Genomic DNA, 17,020 nt, shown 5'->3' with positions numbered 1-17,020 from the left:
CGCGCGCAGATGAGGCCTTTGAAACAGGCTTTGCGGCGACGATGGTCCACCGCTCCACTCTTTTTTGATTAGCGAGATACATGCCCTTTTCCACACTCCCCCCTCTTCTCGCCAACGCCCTTGCCGAGCGCGGCTATGCCGACCCCACGCCCGTTCAGGCCGAAGTTCTGGAGGCGCAGGCGCATGGCCGCGACCTCATTGTCTCCGCGCAGACCGGATCGGGAAAGACCGTGGCGTTCGGCCTCGCCATTGCCACCGACCTGCTGGAAGATGGCGAGCGCATGGCGCCGCCCGGCCTGCCGCAGGCGCTGATCATCGCGCCGACCCGTGAACTAGCGCTGCAGGTCAGCCGCGAGCTGATCTGGCTCTATGGCAAGGCCGGCGCCCGCATCGCCACCTGCGTCGGCGGCATGGATGCGAGCAAGGAGCGCCGCGCGCTCTCGCACGGCGCGCAGATCGTGGTCGGCACGCCCGGTCGCCTGCGCGACCATCTGGAACGCGGCGCCCTCAACCTCTCCACCCTGCGCGCGGTGGTGCTGGACGAAGCCGACGAGATGCTCGACATGGGCTTCCGCGAGGATCTGGAAGAAATCCTCGACGGCACGCCGCAGGAGCGCCGCACCCTGCTCTTCTCCGCGACCATGCCGGCCCCCATCGTGGCGCTTGCCCGGCGCTATCAGCGCGACGCGCTGCGCATCTCGACGGTGACGCAGGAGCGCGGCCATGGCGACATCAGCTATCAGGCGATCGCTGTGGCGCCGGCCGACATCGAACATGCCGTGGTGAACCTGCTGCGCTTCCACGAAGCCGAGACGGCGATGCTGTTCTGCGCCACGCGCGACAATGTGCGCCACCTCCATGCCGGGCTGGTCGAGCGCGGCTTCGCGGTCGTTGCCCTTTCCGGCGAGCATAGCCAGAATGAGCGCAATCAGGCGCTGCAATCCTTGCGCGACCGGCGGGCGCGCGTGTGCGTCGCAACCGACGTGGCCGCGCGCGGGATCGACCTGCCGACGCTGAGCCTCGTCGTCCATGTCGAGATTCCGCGCGATGCCGAGACGCTGCAGCACCGCTCCGGCCGTACCGGGCGCGCGGGCAAGAAGGGCACCGCCGTGCTCATCGTGCCCTATCCGCGCCGCCGCCGGGTGGAATCGATGCTGCGCGGCGCGCGCATCCAGGCGGACTGGATTTCGCCGCCTTCCGCCGACGACATTCGCCGCGCCGATACCCAGCGCCTGCTTGAAACGCTGCGCGCCCCGGTCGAGCTGAGCGAGCAGGATCATGAGCTGGGCCGCCAGTTGCTCGCCGAGCGCAGCCCGGAAGATGTCGCCGCGATGCTGGCCCATGCCTATCGCGCGCGCCTGCCCGAGCCCGAAGATCTGCTGGGGAGCGATGCCCCCGCCGAGCCGCGCGGTCCCCGCCCCGGTTTCGAGCAGAGCGCCTGGTTCCGCCTGAATGTCGGCCGCAATCAGAATGCCGATCCGCGCTGGATCCTGCCGCTGCTCTGCCGGCGCGGCCACATCAGCCGCACAGAGATCGGCGCGATCCGCATCGCGGCGCAGGAAACGCTGTTCGAGGTCGCGGGCGGCGTCGCTGCCCGCTTCCTCGATGCCGTGCGCCGCACCGCCAGCGAGGATGACGAGGTCGACATCCAGCCGACCGACGGCAAGCCCCGCGAGGAAGCGCGTCGCAATCGCCGCGACAATGCCCGCCCCGTCCATGCACCCAAGCCCTATCGCGCACCCGCCGCGCGCGGACCGCATGGCGGCCGCCCGGACCAGGCCCAGCCCGGCCCGCATGGCGCCGGCAAGAAGAAGGGCCCGAACAAGTGGAAGGGTGGCGCCAAGCCCTTCGCGCAGAAGAAGCCCGGCAAGGATAGATGATCGCGATCCTCGTCGATGCCGATGCCTGCCCGGTGAAGGAAGAAATCTACCGGGTGGCATTTCGGCATGAGACGCCGGTCAGGATCGTCAGCAACCAGCGCATCCGCGTGCCCGATCATCCGCTGGTCGAGCGGGTGGTCGTGTCCGACGCCTTCGACGCGGCCGATGACTGGATCGCCGAACAGGCCGGCCCGGCGACGATCTGCGTCACCGCGGACATTCTGCTTGCCGATCGCTGCTTGAAAGCCGGCGCAAGCGTGATCGCCCCGACCGGCAAGCCCTTCACCACCGCCTCCATCGGCAGCGCCATCGCGACCCGCGCCATCATGGCCGATCTGCGCGCCGGCGGCGACATCATCGGCGGCCCGGCGCCGTTCAGCAAAGCCGACCGTTCACGCTTTCTTTCGGCGCTGGATGAGACGATCGTGCGGCTGAAGCGGTCGCGCTGAGGGCCAGGGTCCGCGTTACGTCACTTCCGCTTGGGCAGCGGCGGCAGGGCCTTGGCTTCCTCCAGCACGCTCGTGTCGATCAGCGTCGCGAGCTGTGCGCGGGTGCGGGGCGTGCGCTTGTCCTGTTTGGCGAGCCAGGCTTCCTCTTCCTCCAGCACGTCCAGCAGGTCGCCGGTCCAGTCCGCCAGCCAATTGTGGTGGGACCAGCTCTTCTCGACCAGCTCGAGCGGATAGCCGCTGTTCTGCGCCACCAGTTCCTGCGCGCGGGTGGGGTCGCGGCGGACCTCCTGCGTGGCATCGATGATCGCGCGGACCATCACGACGATGTTCCGCCGCATCTGCGGGTTCGCCAGTGCGCCGGCGGTGGTGTTGAGATTGAACAGCTCGCGATAGACGCCCTTGCCGCTGAACTCGATGGCATCGTCGCCAATCGCCTGCGCGGCGCGTTCGACTTCCGGCTCCCAGATCGCCACGGCATCGACCTTTCGGTCCGCCAGTGCCTGCGGCATGTCGGGCAGCTTCATGCCGACCATGGTGACATCGTCACTGGAAAGGCCGACGGTTTTCAGCATCTTCTGGGTGAAGAATCCGGATGAAGTGACGGAAATGGTCGCGATCCGCTTGCCCTTGAGGTCAGCCAGCGAATTGATGCCGGCCGATTTGCGCGCAACGATGCGGTACAGTCCCTCGGTCACGGTCATGACGATCCGCATGTCCGGATTGCGCAGCGAGTAGCGCAGCGCCTGCGTCTCGGCATTGGTCGCGATGTCGGCCGGCGCACTGCTGTCATCCGGCGTGGCTCCCGGCTCGCCGACAAGATTGGCGACGCTCCCGCGCCCGATGGTGACGGGAGCGGGATAATAGGATTCAGCGGCGATAAAGAGCGGCGCGAACTCGAACACGGTGAGATTGCCGAACGCGCGGATCGGGCCCGCCTGTGCGACAGTTGCAGAGGCTGCCGACGCCGAGGCCACGGACGTATCCGCCTGGGTGCAGGCCGAGGTGCTGGCGAGCAGAAGCGAGAGACCGGCCAGCAGGACGCCGCGACCGCGCCGGCGCGCGCTGCCATGGCTCATCGCCCGATTGAATGCCGACATCCTCTTCTCCCTCACATCGCGTTTGACGGCGGGAGGCTAGCGAGCGGTGGCGCCGCCAACAATGCACGGAACGGCATTGATCCTTGCCTGGGGTGGCGGGGGTGGAAGGAGAGGGGCTAGGGTTTGCAGGATATCGGCTGAAAGCAGCCGTTCCGGATACGATGACATTGCTGCCATATTCGGCCCTATGCTAGGTCGCTTGAAAGCGGACCTGCGAATTAAGCTCCGCCTCAGATATCCGAAGGAGGAGGCGTTATGTTTATCGCATGGTGGACGGGTAAAGGATACATGACGATGGTCATCGTCCTCCTGACCATGATTGTCTTTGGCTTTATTCTTCAAGCTGGCGCACCCTTTCTCAAAGATCGCACATGGTATTGGGGCGTCTCGTTCATCTTGGCAGCGGCGATTAACTGGGCTGCTGGAACACGTTGGAATAAGCGACGCATAGAGCGGACTAAACCGAAGCATCTTGGTCAACGTCTTTGGTATCCCGCGACCAACCGTTTCATGTCGATGCCGATGGAGACATTTTCTCTCGTCATTGCGCTTGTCGGTCTTGCGTTGATCGTTTCTGGACTAGCCTCGTCTGCCGAGACTTAGGCGCGAGTGCCTCGAAAAGGTGCCAGTCTGCTTTCCACACCAAAGCAGCCCTTCACGCATGTGAGCGCAGAACTTCAAAGCCGACATTCACTTAGTTCAGGCTTGCCTCAAAAATCACGCCGCCGCCCGCGCCCGCAGTTCCAGCGCGGCGGCGATGAGGTCGCGCGTATAGTCCGTCTGCGGCGCGTTGAAGATTTGTTGCGAAGAGCCCTGTTCCACGATCTTGCCGTTGCGCATCACCACCACTTCATGCGCGAGGGCGCGGACGACCTTGAGGTCGTGGCTGATGAACAGATAGGTCAGGCCATGGCTCGCCTGGAGGTTGCGGAGCAGGTCGACGATCTGGGCCTGCACGGACATGTCGAGCGCCGAGGTGGGCTCGTCCAGGATCACGAGATCGGGCCGCAGGATGATCGCGCGGGCGATGGCGATGCGCTGGCGCTGGCCGCCGGAGAATTCGTGCGGGTAGCGATCTAGCACCGCCGTGGAGAGGCCGACTTCCTCGATCATCGTCGCGACAGCCTCGTAGCGCTCTGCGGGGGTGAGGTTGGGCCGATGGATCGGCAGCCCCTCGCCGACGATCTGGCCGATGGTCATCTTGGGGCTGAGGCTGGCAAAGGGATCCTGAAAGACGATCTGCATCCGCTTGCGCAGGGGGCGCATCTGCTTCCAGTTGCGCTCGTGCAGCGGCTCGTCCTCGAACCAGATCGGCCCTTCCGAGCGGCTAATGCGCAGCAGCGCAAGGCCGAGCGTGCTCTTGCCCGAGCCGGACTCGCCGACGACGCCGAGCGTATGCCCGCGCGGGATCGAGAGCGTCACGCCATCCACGGCTTTCACAAAGGCGCGCGGCTTGCCGAACCAGCCCTTGATCGGGAAATGGACCTTCAGATCCTCGGTGCGCACCAGCGGCGCGGGATCGCCCTCGATCTTCAGCGGCTCGCCGCGCGGCGTCGCGTCCAGCAGTTTGCGGGTGTAGGCGTGCTGGGGATTGTCGAACACCGCGCTGGTGTCGCCGGCCTCCACCACCTCGCCCTGCGTCATCACGCAGACGCGCTCGGCCATCTTGCGCACCACGCCCAGATCATGGGTGATGAGCAGCATCGCCATGCCGAGGCGCTGCTGCAGATCCTTGAGCAGATCGAGCACCTGCGCCTGCACGGTCACGTCGAGCGCGGTGGTCGGCTCGTCGGCGATCAGCAGGTCCGGCTCGTTGGCCAGCGCCATGGCGATCATGATGCGCTGGCGCTGCCCCCCGGAGAGCTGGTGCGGATAGGATTTGAGGCGGTTCTCGGCATCGCGCAGCCCGACCAGCTTGAGCAGATCGATGGTCTTGGCCACCGCCGCCGCCCGGCTGATTGCCGGATCGTGCAGCTTCATCGCCTCGATGATCTGCCGGTCGATGGTGTGGAGCGGGTTGAGCGCGGTGAGCGGCTCCTGCGGGATCAGCGCGATGCGCGCGCCGCGCAGGGTCTGCATCGTGCGCTCGCTGGCGCCAACGATTTCCTGCCCGTCCAGCCGGATCGAGCCCGATGGGTGGAACGCCACGGGATAGGGCAGCAATTGCAGGATCGACATGGCAGCGGTGGACTTGCCCGAGCCGGACTCGCCAACCAGTGCCAGCGTCTGGCCCTTCTCCAGCGTGAAGGAGACGTCCTTGACCGCCTCGACGATGCGGCCTTCCGAGCGGAACGAGCAGCACAGCCTGTCGACCGCAAGCAGGGGCCTGTCCGGGGCGCTCATGTCGATTTCCTTGGATCGAAGGCATCCCGCGCCGCTTCGCCGATGAAGATGAGCAGCGAGAGCATGGTGGCCATGACGGCGAACCCCGCAATGCCGAGCCACGGCGCATAGAGGTTGTTCTTCGCCTGATTGAGCAGTTCGCCGATCGAGGGCGATCCGCGCGGCATTCCGAAGCCGAGAAAATCCAGCGCCGTGAGGATGGTGATCGACGAGGAGACAATGAACGGCAGGAAGGTGATGGTCGCCACCATCGCATTGGGCAGGATGTGCCGGAACATGATCGTGCGGTTACCAAGGCCAAGCGCCCGGGCGGCGCGGACATAATCCAGATTGCGCGCGCGCAGGAACTCGGCCCGCACGACATGCACCAGCGTCATCCAGCTCACCAGCAGCAGCACGCCGAGCAGCGTGAAGAAGCTGGGCGTGAGGAAGCTCGCCATGATGATGAGCAGGTAGAGCATCGGCAGGCTCTGGACGACCTCGATGCAGCGCTGGAAAATGAGGTCCGTCCACCCGCCGAAATAGCCCTGGATGGCGCCGGCGGTGATGCCGACGATGGAGCTGAAGAAGGTGAGCAGCAGGCCGAAGGTCACCGAGAGGCGGAAGCCGTAGATGATGCGCGCCAGCACATCGCGCGCTTGGTCGTCTGTGCCCAGCCAATGGCGCGCGGATGGCGGCGACGGCGCGGTGACGGGGATATCATAGTCGATCGTCCGGTAGCTGTAGGGAATGATCGGCCAGAGGGTCCAGCCGTCGCCCTCGGCGATCATCGCCCGCACGGCGGGGTCCTGATAATTGGCCTCGGTCTCGAACACGCCGCCGAATGTCGTCTCGGGATAGGCGCGCAGCACTGGCGCATAAATCTCGCCGCGATAGCTCAGCAAGATGGGCTTATCGTTGGCGATCAGCTCCGCGCATAGCGTCACCGCATAGAGCGCAAGGAAGATCCACAGGCTCCAATAGCCGCGCTTGTTGGCCTTGAAATTGGCCCAGCGCCGGCGCGTGAGCGGGCTCATCCGGCTGATCGGGCGCACAGGCCGGGGATGAACGGCCGGGGCTGCGACGGGCGTTTCGGCGTTCATCAGACGTCCCGCCTTTCGAAATCGATGCGGGGGTCGACCAGCACATAGGTGACGTCGCCGAGCAGATTGGTCAGCAGGCCGAGCAGCGAGAAGATGAACAGCGAGCCAAGCATCACGGGATAATCCCGGTTGATCGTTGCCTCGAAGCCCAGCAGCCCAAGGCCATCCAGCGAGAAGATCACCTCGATCAGCAGCGAGGAGGTGAACAGCACGCTGACGAAGGCGGCCGGGAAGCCGGCGATGACGATGAGCATCGCGTTGCGAAAGACATGGCCATAGAGCACGCCGTTCTCGGAGAGGCCCTTGGCCCGCGCCGTGGTTACATATTGCTTGCCCACTTCATCCAGGATCGAATTCTTGGTGAGCATGGTGAGGTTGGCGAAGGCGCCGATGACCATCGCGGCCACCGGCAGGGTGATGTGCCAGAGATAATCGAGCACCTTGCCGATGAGCGAGAGCTCCTCCCAATTGTCCGAGACCAGCCCCCGCGCCGGGAAGATGCTCCAGAACGTGCCGCCAGCGAACAGCACGACCAGCAGCACCGCGAACAGGAAGCCCGGAATGGCATAGCCGATGGTGACGAAGAAGCTCGACCAGGCATCGAACGCAGTGCCCGCGCGCACCGCCTTGCGGATGCCGAGCGGAATAGCGACGAGATAGGTGATGAGCGTGGTCCAGAGGCCCAGCGAGATCGACACCGGCAGTTTCTCGATGATCAGATCGATCACCGGCTGGTCCTTGTAATAGCTGTTACCGAACTCGAACCGCGCAAAATCGCCGAGCATCTTGAAGTAGCGATAGAGCACCGGCTTGTCGAAACCGTAGAGCTTCTCAAGCTCCTTCACCATCGCCGGGTCCAACTCGCCGGTGGGCATGATGCCGCTGCTCGCGCCGGTATCCACACTGCCGCCGATGGTAGCCGTCGCGTCGATCGCGGTGCCGGCGAACCGCGCCTGGATCTGGTCGATCGGGCCGCCGGGCACGAACTGGATGATGATGAAGGTGATCGTGACGATGCCGATCAGCGTCGGCACCATCAGCAGGAGCCGGCGGGCGACATAGGACCAGAGCGCCGTCATGAAGACTGTCCTTGTGCGTGCCCAGCCGTCTTGCCGGGGTCGCTCCACCACGTATCCAGCGTCATGATCGGGAAATTATAGGCGGGCTGCTTTTTCGGCATGCCGAACCGGTCCCAATAGGTGATCGGCATTTGCCCCACCGGCGCCGGGTAATCATGCTGGAAGGGAATGGCGTAGAAATTCCACAGCAGGATGCGATCGAGCGCCCGCATCGCGCCGACCACGGTCTCGCGGTCCGTCGCGGTGATCATCTGCGCGAGCATCTTGTCGACGGCCGGATTCTTGACGCCCGGATAGTTCAGCGATTGCGGCTGATCCGCAGCGTGCGACCCCCAGATCAGTGTCTGGCCGATGCTCGGCGTCTCGTGGCCGGGAAACATCGGGATGTTGAGCAGCAGATCATAATCATAATGCCGCAGCCGATGCCGGAATTGCGCGCTGTCGAAGGAGCGGAAACTGATGGCGATGCCCAGTTGCCGCGCATTCTCGACAAAGAGCGAAACCTGCCGGTCCATCAGCGGGGAATAGCTGATCAGCTCAAGCGCCATGGGGCGACCGGTCGTCTTGTCGATCAGCCGGCCATCCTGATAGCGATAGCCCGCCGCCCGAAGGATCCGCACCGCCTCGATGAGATTGGCCCGGCGATTGCGCCAGTTCCCGCCGACCGGCAAGTCCGGCGCCTTGGTGAACACCTCGCCCGGCACCTCGTCCCGCACGGATTGGAGCAGTTCCAGCTCCCGGCCCTGGGGCAGTCCCTCGGCCGCAAACTCGCTGTTGGTATAGAAGCTGTGCAGGCGGCCATGATGCCCGGCGAGCAGGGTCCGGCGCACCCACTCGAAATCATAGGCCAGCATCAGCGCGCGCCGCAATTGACGATCCGCCAGCGCGGGCCGCCGCGTGTTCATGACGATGCCCAAATAGAAGGACGGGCTGCGGTAATCGATGACCTGCCGCTTGATCTGGCCGGCGCGGAAGGCCGGCAATTGCTTCTCGCTCGCCCAGCGCACTGCGCTCGTTTCCTGCCGGAAGTCGACATTGCCGGCGAGGAAGGCCTCATAGGCCACCGTCTGGTCCCGGTAATAATCGTGCCGGATGATGTCGAAATTGTAGCGGCCCTTATTGACCGCCAGATCCTTGGCCCAATAATCCTTCACGCGCTCATATTCGATCCAGCGCCCCTGGCTGAAGCGGCCGACCTTATAGGGGCCGCTGCCCAAGGGGCGGTCGAGCGAGGCGGCGTTAAGCGCGTGCTTCGCGTAATAATGGCGGGGAAGCAGCCACATATCCATCACCACCGTCGGCAGCGTGGGATTATTGGGCTGGGTGAAATAGACGCGCACCGTGTGCGGCCCGCGCTTTTCCGCACGCGTCACGGCCTGCTCCAGCCGTTTGAGCGACGGCGTCACCAGGCCCTTGGCCTGATCGATGGTGAAGATGATGTCCTCGGGCGTGATCGGCACGCCATCATGCCAGCGGGCGCGGGGATCGAGATGGAAATCCATCCATGAAATATCTTTGGGATAGGTGATCGACTCGGCGACCAGCGCGTAGCGCATTGCCGGCTCGTCCGAACTGCGCCGCATCAGCGGCTCGTAAACCTGCACCATGCCGATGGGCGGCGTGCCGAGCAGGGCCATGAGATTGAGACTGTCGAAGCCGCCAATATAGGCCACCCGCAGCGCGCCGCCCTTGGGCGCCTTGGGATCGGCATAGTCGAAATGCTTGAAGCCGGGGCCGTATTTGGGGGTACCGAACACCGCATAGGCGTGACTGGAGATCAACTCATTGCCGCCCGGCACGGCCTGAACGCTGGCGGAACTGATCGTCAGCAGCAGCGGAAGGCAGAGAAGCGCCAGCAGGAGTTGCCGAAGCATCCCGAGGCGCTGCCTCACCGGCCCGGCAGATGGTGGCGGGCCGCCATCATCCAGGCCATGGTCTTTCGGGCCGTCCGCAGCATCTCCAGCCATACTCTCCCTTCCGAACCCCAGATGGAGTCCAGCAAACCGGTGATGCCCATTCGATCTTGCGCCGAATGTCGCCTCACCCGCTCCGTTGGTTCAATGTCTAACTTTAGTTGATCTAACTAACAATTCGAATCGAACTTATCTTGTCATAATTCGCGCTGCCAGGCGCGTAAACGTCCTGCTCGTCATCGTGCCGCGCCTGCTCCGCCAATGCAACCGGCTGCCGCACAGCGCGGCACGGCTTTGATCGCCGCGCGCATCCTGCTAGCCCATGCGCATGAAGAACATCGCCACGCTCACCCTCAATCCCACCATCGATGTGGCCTATGAGGTCGACAAGGTCTTCGCCACGCACAAGATGCGGACGGCTGGCGAATATCATAATCCCGGCGGCGGCGGCATCAATGTCGCCCGCGTGTTCGTGCGGCTGGGCGGCAATGCGCGGGTGCATTACCTGTCCGGCGGGGCGACGGGCGTAGCGCTCGATGGCTTGCTCGACCGGCATCAACTGGTGCGCGCGCAGATCCCGATCCAGGGCGAAACCCGCGTCGCGACCTCGGTGCTGGAGAAGGACAGCGGCAAGGAATATCGCTTCACGCCGCCGGGGCCGGTGGTGGAGGAAGCCGAATGGCGGCTGGCGCTCGACCAGCTCAGTCAGGTGACGTGCGATTATTTCGTGGCCAGCGGATCGCTGCCGCCCGGAGTGCCGGAGGATTTCTACGGGCAGCTTGCCGCCGCGCTGGCGCCGCGCGGCATCGGCTTCGTGCTCGACAGTTCAGGCGCCGGCCTGCGCGGTGGCCTGAGCGGCGAGCACGTGCTGCTGGTCAAGCCGAGCCAGGGCGAATTGCAGCAGCTCGTCGGGCGCGACCTGAAAGGCCCGGATGCCATTGCGGCGGCAGCGCAGGACATCGTACGATCGGGCCGCGCCCGCTATGTCGCGGTCACTCTCGGCCATGAAGGCGCGGTGCTGGCGACGGCAGAGAACACCCTCTATCACCCCGCCATCCCCATCGACGCGAAAAGCGCGGTCGGCGCGGGGGACAGCTTCGTCGCCGCGATGGTCTATGCGCTGGCCAGCGACTGGCCGGCGGAAGATGCCTTCCGCTATGGCATTGCCGGTGGCACTGCGGCGGTGCTGACGCCGGGCACCGACCTTGCCCGCCCGGCCGACATCGACCGCCTCTACGCGCAGATCAAAACCGGCTGACCAGCGCGCGGGCCGCCGCCTGCACGTCCCGCCAGGTCACATCGAACCCGGCTTCATCGCCAAAATAGGGATCGGCCACGGCCTGCCCTTCCCGCCCCGGCACCATGTCCAGCAACAGGCCGACATGAGCGCGATGCCCTGCGGGCGCGAGGTGCCGGATGTTGGCGAGATTGTCCCCATCCAGCGCAAAAATCATGTCGAAACGCTGGAAATCCGCCGGGGCGATCTGCCGCGCGCGGTAGGTCGAGATGTCGATGCCATGGCGCAACGCGGTGGCCTGCGCGCGCGGATCGGGCGGCAGCCCGACATGCCAGTCGCCCGTGCCCGCCGAGTCCGCCGTCACATCGAGGCCGGCCAGCGACGCCTCGTGGCGGAAGGCCGCCTCAGCCAAGGGCGACCGGCAGATATTGCCGAGACAGACGAACAAAATGGCGGATGGGGTTGGCTTGAGCATGCGCCTCGCTATCATGCGCGGACGACGAACGCGACCCGGCCGCGCTTCGGCCAGGCCGCGAGACAGGAACCCGCCCCCATGTGCGGGCGTTCGCAACGAGAGCCACGCCGAACCCAATCACGGCGGACCCAACCATGACGCAAACCATGACAGGGGATTCACCATTTCGCATCCGTCCGCATTCGATCTTCCAGCGCCCTCAATCGACACCCTCGACCATCTCAGCCTGTTTCTGGATTTGGACGGCACGCTCTTCGAGCTGATCGACCGTCCTGAAGAGGTAATCGCAGACGAGCGTCTGCGTAGCCTGCTCACCCGGCTGTCGACGCGGCTCGATGGGCGTCTGGCCGTCGTGAGTGGGCGCTCCATCGCGCAGATCGACGCCATTCTCGGCCCTATCGCGCAGGATCTGGCGGTTTCCGGCAGCCATGGCAGCGAGCATCGCTGGCGCGGCGTCGCGGCGCATCCGGTGCGGCCCAAGGGACTGGACGAAGCCGCCGCGGACTTTCGCGCCTTCGCCGGCCGGCATGAGGGGGTGATCGTCGAGGACAAGAGCTATGGCGTCGCGCTGCATTTCCGCATGGCGCCGCAGATCGAGGCGGAAGCCACCGCCCTTGCCACCCGCCTCGCTGAAGACCTCGGTCTCCATTACCAGCCCGGCAAGATGATGACGGAACTGCGGATGCCCGGCGGCGACAAGGGCAAGGCCGTGCGTACCCTGATGAGCCGCGCGCCCATGGCAGGCACCTCGCCTTGGTTCCTTGGCGATGACGAGACAGACGAGGCCGCGTTTCTCGCCGCGCAGGCGCTTGGCGGCATCGGGGTGATCGTGGGCGATCGGCGGCCGACCGCAGCCCAATACAAGCTTGCCAATCCGCGCGCCGTACATGCCTGGCTGGAGGACCTGCTCTGATGACCGCAACACTCGACCTCTGGCCCATCGGCAATTGCCAGGTCTCCGCCCTGATCGACCGGGCCGGCCGCTTCGTCTGGGGCTGCGTGCCCCGGGTGGATGGCGACCCGGCCTTCTCCTCCCTGCTCGACCCGGCCCCGCGCGCCGCTGAGGGCGCGCGCGGCTTCTGGGAAATCGACCTGGAAGACTGCGTGGAGACGACGCAACATTATGTGCGCAACACGCCGGTGCTGGTGACGCGGCATGAAGACAAGCATGGCAATGCCATTGAGGTCATCGACTTCTGCCCGCGTTTCCACCGGAGCGGGCGCATGTTCCGTCCCGTCGCTTATGCCCGCATCGTCAAGCCGGTGGCGGGCAGTCCGCGTATCCGCATCCGCCTGCGCCCGGCGCGCGACTGGGGCGCGCGCGATCCGCACCGCACGCGCGGCACCAATCACATCCGCTACATGCTCTCGGACATGACCCTGCGCCTGACGACGACGGCGCCCGTCGGCTGGATCGAGGACGAGCGGCTGTTCCGTGTCGAGCGGCCGCTGCACTTCTTTCTCGGGCCAGACGAGAGCTTTGCCGACGACCTGCGCATCACGCTGGACACCATGCTCGACCGGACGATCCGTGAATGGCAGGGCTGGGTGCGGGGTCTTGCCACGCCCGTGGAGTGGCAGAAGGCGGTCATTCGCGCCGCGATCACGCTCAAGCTGTGCCAGCATGAGGAAACCGGCGCCATCGTCGCGGCGCTGACCACATCGCTGCCCGAACATGCCGATAGCGGGCGCAACTGGGATTATCGCTACTGCTGGATTCGCGATGCCTATTACACCGTCCAGGCGCTCAACCGGCTCGGGGCGCTCGATGTTCTGGAGAGCTATCTTGAATATCTGCGCAACCTCGTCGACAATGCACGCGGTGGCCATATTCAGCCCCTGTACGGCGTGGGCGGCGAGGCCACGCTGACCGAATGGATCGCGCCGGGGTTGGACGGCTATCGCGGCATGGGGCCGGTGCGCGTTGGCAATCAGGCCGCCGAGCAGATCCAGCACGATGCCTATGGCCAGATCGTCCTCTCCAGCACCCAGAGCTTCTTTGATCGGCGGCTGCTGCGCATGGGCGGCACCGACGATTTTCACGCGCTTGAGGCGGTCGGCGAGCGCGCGTGGGACGTCTACGACAAGCCCGATGCCGGCCTGTGGGAGCTGCGCACCCGCAGCCATGTCCACACCTACTCCGCCGCCATGTGCTGGGCGGCGTGCGACCGACTGGCCAATGCCGCCGCCGCGCTCGACCTGCCGGAACGGGCCGCCTTCTGGCAGGGCCGGGCCGATAGCATGCGCCAGACCATTATCGATGCGGCTTGGCGGGAGGATACCGGTCGGATGTCCGCGACATTCGGAGGCGACGATCTCGATGCCAGCATCATCCAGTTGCTGGACCTGCGCTTTCTCTCGCCCGGCGATCCGCGATTCAAGACCACGCTGGAGGCCGTCGAGCAGGGGCTGCGGCGCGGCAGCCACATGCTCCGTTATGCCACCGAGGACGATTTCGGCCTGCCCTCGACCGCCTTCAACGTCTGTACCTTCTGGCTGATCGAGGCGTTGCACGCCACCGGACGCGTCGATGAGGCGCGGGTGTTGTTCGAGGAAATGCTCAGCCGTCGCACTGCCGCCGGACTGCTCTCGGAGGATATCGACCCAGCCACGGGTGAACTGTGGGGCAACTATCCCCAAACCTATTCGTTGGTTGGATTAATCAACTGCGCCGTTCTGCTCAGCAAGCCGTGGAGTACCATCAGATGACTCGCCTCGTCATCGTGTCGAACCGCGTCAGCCCGCCGACGGGGGAAGGACAAGCCAATCAGGGCGGCCTTGCGGTCGCGCTGTCATCGGCGCTGCGCGAGACAAACGGCATCTGGTTCGGCTGGTCGGGTAATGAAACCGAGACGTTCACCGGTCATGTGAATTTCAGCAAGAGCGATGGCGTCACCACTGCCACCGTCGATCTCGAACCGCAGGATATCGACGAATATTATAACGGCTTTGCCAATCGCACGCTCTGGCCGCTCTTTCACGACCGGACCGACCTCGCAGAATTCGAGCGCAACTTCGCGGGTGGTTATGCGCGGGTGAACGAGCGCTTCGCCGATACCCTGCTGCCGCTCATCACGCCCGAAGACCTGATCTGGGTTCATGATTACCACCTCATCCCGCTCGGCGCGGAACTGCGCAAACGCGATGTTACCAACCGCACCGGCTTCTTCCTTCACACGCCCTGGCCCGTTGCGCGCCTGCTGACCTCCCTGCCGAGCCACGCCAAGCTGGTGAATGCGTTGTTCGCCTATGATCTCCTGGGCTTCCAGTGCCAGGCCTGGCTCGATTCCTTCCTCTATTATGTCCACGACCAGTTCCCCGAGGCGGAAATATCGGACGGCGTGATCCGCATCGGCGACCGGACCGTGCGGGTCGTCGCCTGCCCGATCGGCATCGATGCGGGGGACTTCGCCAAAAGCGCGACCACCCCGGAAGCCGATGAAGCGCGCGAAAGCATCCTGCGCAGTCTCGAAGGCCGCGACCTCATCATGGGGGTCGACCGGCTGGACTATTCCAAGGGCATGGAGCAACGTTTTCACGGGTACAGCCGCTTGCTGCAGGACCATCCCGGGTTTCAGGAAAAGGTCACCTTCCTCCAGATCGCGCCGCCATCGCGCGAGCAGGTCTCCAGCTATCAGGACATCCGCCGCGAACTCGATGCGCTCTCGGGCCATATCAACGGCGAGTTCGCCACCGCCCATTGGGTGCCGTTGCGCTATGTGAACCGTGGCTATGACCGGCTTGCCCTCTCCGGCATGTACCGCTCCGCGCGCGCTGCGCTGGTCACGCCATTGCGGGATGGGATGAACCTTGTCGCGAAGGAATATGTCGCGGCGCAAGACCCGGAAAATCCCGGCGTCCTCATCCTCTCCCGTTATGCCGGCGCCGCCGAGCAATTGCAGGACGCCCTGCTGGTCAACCCGTTCAGCCCGGAAGAACTGGCCGACGCGCTGCACCAGGCGCTGCTCATGCCGCTTGAAGAGCGCAAGAGCCGCTGGCGCGCGATGATGGACAGCGTGGAAACGCAGGACATTCGCTGGTGGCTCAAGCGCTTCCTCGATCTGCTGACGAGCGAACACCCGCCGCGAGGGAGCACTGCCGAGGCCTCTGAGAGTTCAGAAAGCGCAGATACGAAAGAGGCCGCTCAGGCTGCAGCCTCCTCCTGAGCGGAGGGCGCGGTCGCGATCCGCGCCTTGGAGAAGGCGAGCACGCACAGGATGCAGCAGCCGACCGGCACCAGCAGCGCCAGAAAGAACATGCCGGCGGACATGTTGGCAGCGATCAACGCCCCGCCCACAAGCGGCCCCGCCATGGCACCCACGCGCGCGACAGCGACCGCCAGACCGATGGCGGCCGATAGCATCGTGATCGGATAGATGCTCGCGGCCACGGCCGTCAGGGCGATATGGGCGCCGCCGACGCCCATGCCGATAATCAGCATGAGCAGACCCCAGGTGGCGAATGCCGGCGCCAGCACCGCCAGCGCCACCAAGCCGAGCGACACCAGCGCATAGCCTGCCAACAGCGCCGGGATCGTGCGGTGACGGTCGATCTGCGTGGCCAGAATGAGGCCGCCGACCAGTCCGCCGATCTGCACGATGGAAGCCATATGGGCCGAGGTCTCGAAGCTGAAGCCCACCCCGCGCAGCACTGTCGGCAGCCAGCTCGCCAGCATGTACATGGACAAGGCGTTGAAGCAGAACAACGCGGAAAACAGCGTGGTCCGCAGCAGATAGCCACGCCCCAGCGGCGCCAAGATGGGGATGTCCGTCCAGTGCCACGCCCGCTCGCGCGCCGGTTTGGCCGCTATGGGAGCCGCCGGCAGGCGCGTGAGAAACAGCGCGAGAAGAATCGTGATCACGAACATGAAGGTCGCCGGGACGGTGAACGCCGCTTCCCACCCGCGCCCGGTCGTGAGCCACGGCACCACGATACCGGCGCCGGCTGCCCCGACCGGAATGCCGCACCCGACAATGGTCATCGCGCTCGCCCGCCGCTTGGCCGGCATCACCTCCGCGAGGATCGCCAGCACATTGGGCAGGCAGGCGCCCAGCGCCGTGCCGGTGAGCAAGCGCCACCAGAAGAGCTGACTGACCGTCTGCGACCATGACGTGCCGAGCGTCGCGAAGCTGATGACGCCGAGCGCCACAACGGTCGTCGTCCGCCGCCCGACCTTGTCGCCCAGCGGCCCGAGAAAAAAGGCGCCGAGACCAAGGCCAATGACCACGGCGGAAAGGGCCGGCGCGAACAGGGCCGGTGACTCCCCCCAAAGCTGCGCCAGATGCGGCACGATGACGGGCATCGAGCCGATGTCATAGCCATCGATGACCATGATTATGAAGCTCAGCAGGCCGACGATGTAGATCTGAAATCCGCTGGCCGCCTTGGCAGGCGCCGGCGGATCCGCTTGTGCATCGGCCGACAGAATTGCGTTGCTCTGGCTCATCTCGGTCCCATCCTCTCAC

14 protein-coding genes are annotated in these 17,020 nt (G+C 65.2%); 7 read left to right on the top strand and 7 right to left on the bottom strand.

The window, feature by feature from the left end; genetic code table 11:
- Positions 1-80: 80 nt before the first annotated feature.
- Positions 81-1,880, top strand: a complete 1,800-nt coding sequence (locus tag M2342_RS04850) for a DEAD/DEAH box helicase (RefSeq protein WP_264578256.1) — start codon at positions 81-83, stop codon at positions 1,878-1,880.
- A complete protein-coding gene (locus tag M2342_RS04845) occupies positions 1,877-2,329 on the top strand; it encodes a YaiI/YqxD family protein (RefSeq protein WP_264578255.1) in 453 nt (150 codons plus the stop codon). Before M2342_RS04850 ends, M2342_RS04845 begins: the two co-directional genes overlap by 4 nt.
- Before the next feature lie 20 nt (positions 2,330-2,349).
- On the opposite strand, the gene M2342_RS04840 is transcribed toward M2342_RS04845, so the two are convergent.
- Positions 2,350-3,426, bottom strand: coding sequence for an ABC transporter substrate-binding protein (locus M2342_RS04840; RefSeq protein WP_264578254.1), 1,077 nt, complete (start codon positions 3,424-3,426; stop codon positions 2,350-2,352).
- A gap of 288 nt (positions 3,427-3,714) precedes the next feature.
- On the opposite strand from M2342_RS04840, the gene M2342_RS04835 reads away from it, so the two are divergent.
- A complete protein-coding gene (locus M2342_RS04835; protein WP_264578253.1) occupies positions 3,715-4,029 on the top strand; it encodes a hypothetical protein in 315 nt (104 codons plus the stop codon).
- 114 nt (positions 4,030-4,143) lie between these two features.
- Here M2342_RS04835 and M2342_RS04830 read toward each other — a convergent pair whose 3' ends face one another.
- The 4 genes from M2342_RS04830 to M2342_RS04815 all read right to left on the bottom strand — a co-directional run bounded on the left by M2342_RS04830 (position 4,144) and on the right by M2342_RS04815 (position 9,897).
- Positions 4,144-5,769: an ABC transporter ATP-binding protein gene (locus M2342_RS04830; protein ID WP_264578252.1), complete on the bottom strand. Its 1,626-nt coding sequence runs from the start codon at positions 5,767-5,769 to the stop codon at positions 4,144-4,146.
- A complete protein-coding gene (locus M2342_RS04825) occupies positions 5,766-6,785 on the bottom strand; it encodes an ABC transporter permease (RefSeq protein WP_413715158.1) in 1,020 nt (339 codons plus the stop codon). Before M2342_RS04825 ends, M2342_RS04830 begins: the two co-directional genes overlap by 4 nt.
- Before the next feature lie 65 nt (positions 6,786-6,850).
- Entirely contained in the window at positions 6,851-7,930 is a 1,080-nt protein-coding gene (locus M2342_RS04820) for a microcin C ABC transporter permease YejB (RefSeq protein WP_264578250.1), read from the bottom strand.
- Positions 7,927-9,897, bottom strand: coding sequence for an extracellular solute-binding protein (locus M2342_RS04815; RefSeq protein ID WP_264578249.1), 1,971 nt, complete (start codon positions 9,895-9,897; stop codon positions 7,927-7,929). The genes M2342_RS04820 and M2342_RS04815 overlap by 4 nt, the downstream gene beginning before the upstream one ends.
- A 274-nt stretch (positions 9,898-10,171) precedes the next feature.
- Between M2342_RS04815 and M2342_RS04810 the strand changes: the two genes are divergently transcribed.
- The gene (locus M2342_RS04810) at positions 10,172-11,101 is read left to right on the top strand and encodes a 1-phosphofructokinase family hexose kinase (RefSeq protein WP_264578248.1); all 930 of its coding nucleotides are present in this window, start codon (positions 10,172-10,174) and stop codon (positions 11,099-11,101) included.
- On the opposite strand, the gene M2342_RS04805 is transcribed toward M2342_RS04810, so the two are convergent.
- Positions 11,088-11,555, bottom strand: coding sequence for a low molecular weight protein-tyrosine-phosphatase (locus M2342_RS04805; protein ID WP_264578247.1), 468 nt, complete (start codon positions 11,553-11,555; stop codon positions 11,088-11,090). The genes M2342_RS04810 and M2342_RS04805 overlap by 14 nt on opposite strands.
- A gap of 238 nt (positions 11,556-11,793) precedes the next feature.
- On the opposite strand from M2342_RS04805, the gene otsB reads away from it, so the two are divergent.
- Genes otsB through M2342_RS04790 form a run of 3 tightly spaced genes read left to right on the top strand, consistent with a single transcriptional unit; the run spans position 11,794 to position 15,721 of the window.
- A complete protein-coding gene (gene otsB, locus M2342_RS04800) occupies positions 11,794-12,468 on the top strand; it encodes a trehalose-phosphatase (protein WP_319801001.1) in 675 nt (224 codons plus the stop codon).
- Positions 12,468-14,264: a glycoside hydrolase family 15 protein gene (locus M2342_RS04795; RefSeq protein WP_264578246.1), complete on the top strand. Its 1,797-nt coding sequence runs from the start codon at positions 12,468-12,470 to the stop codon at positions 14,262-14,264. The genes otsB and M2342_RS04795 overlap by 1 nt, the downstream gene beginning before the upstream one ends.
- Entirely contained in the window at positions 14,261-15,721 is a 1,461-nt protein-coding gene (locus M2342_RS04790; protein ID WP_264578245.1) for an alpha,alpha-trehalose-phosphate synthase (UDP-forming), read from the top strand. Before M2342_RS04795 ends, M2342_RS04790 begins: the two co-directional genes overlap by 4 nt.
- On the opposite strand, the gene M2342_RS04785 is transcribed toward M2342_RS04790, so the two are convergent.
- A complete protein-coding gene (locus M2342_RS04785) occupies positions 15,700-17,001 on the bottom strand; it encodes an MFS transporter (protein ID WP_264578244.1) in 1,302 nt (433 codons plus the stop codon). The two genes, M2342_RS04790 and M2342_RS04785, sit on opposite strands and share 22 nt — an antisense overlap.
- Positions 17,002-17,020: the final 19 nt, after the last annotated feature.

This window comes from Sphingobium sp. B8D3A, from assembly GCF_025961995.1.
Taxonomy (GTDB): Bacteria; Pseudomonadota; Alphaproteobacteria; order Sphingomonadales; family Sphingomonadaceae; genus Sphingobium.
The sequence above is the reverse complement of the archived record's forward strand: the minus strand, read 5'-3'. Positions and strand labels throughout refer to the sequence as shown.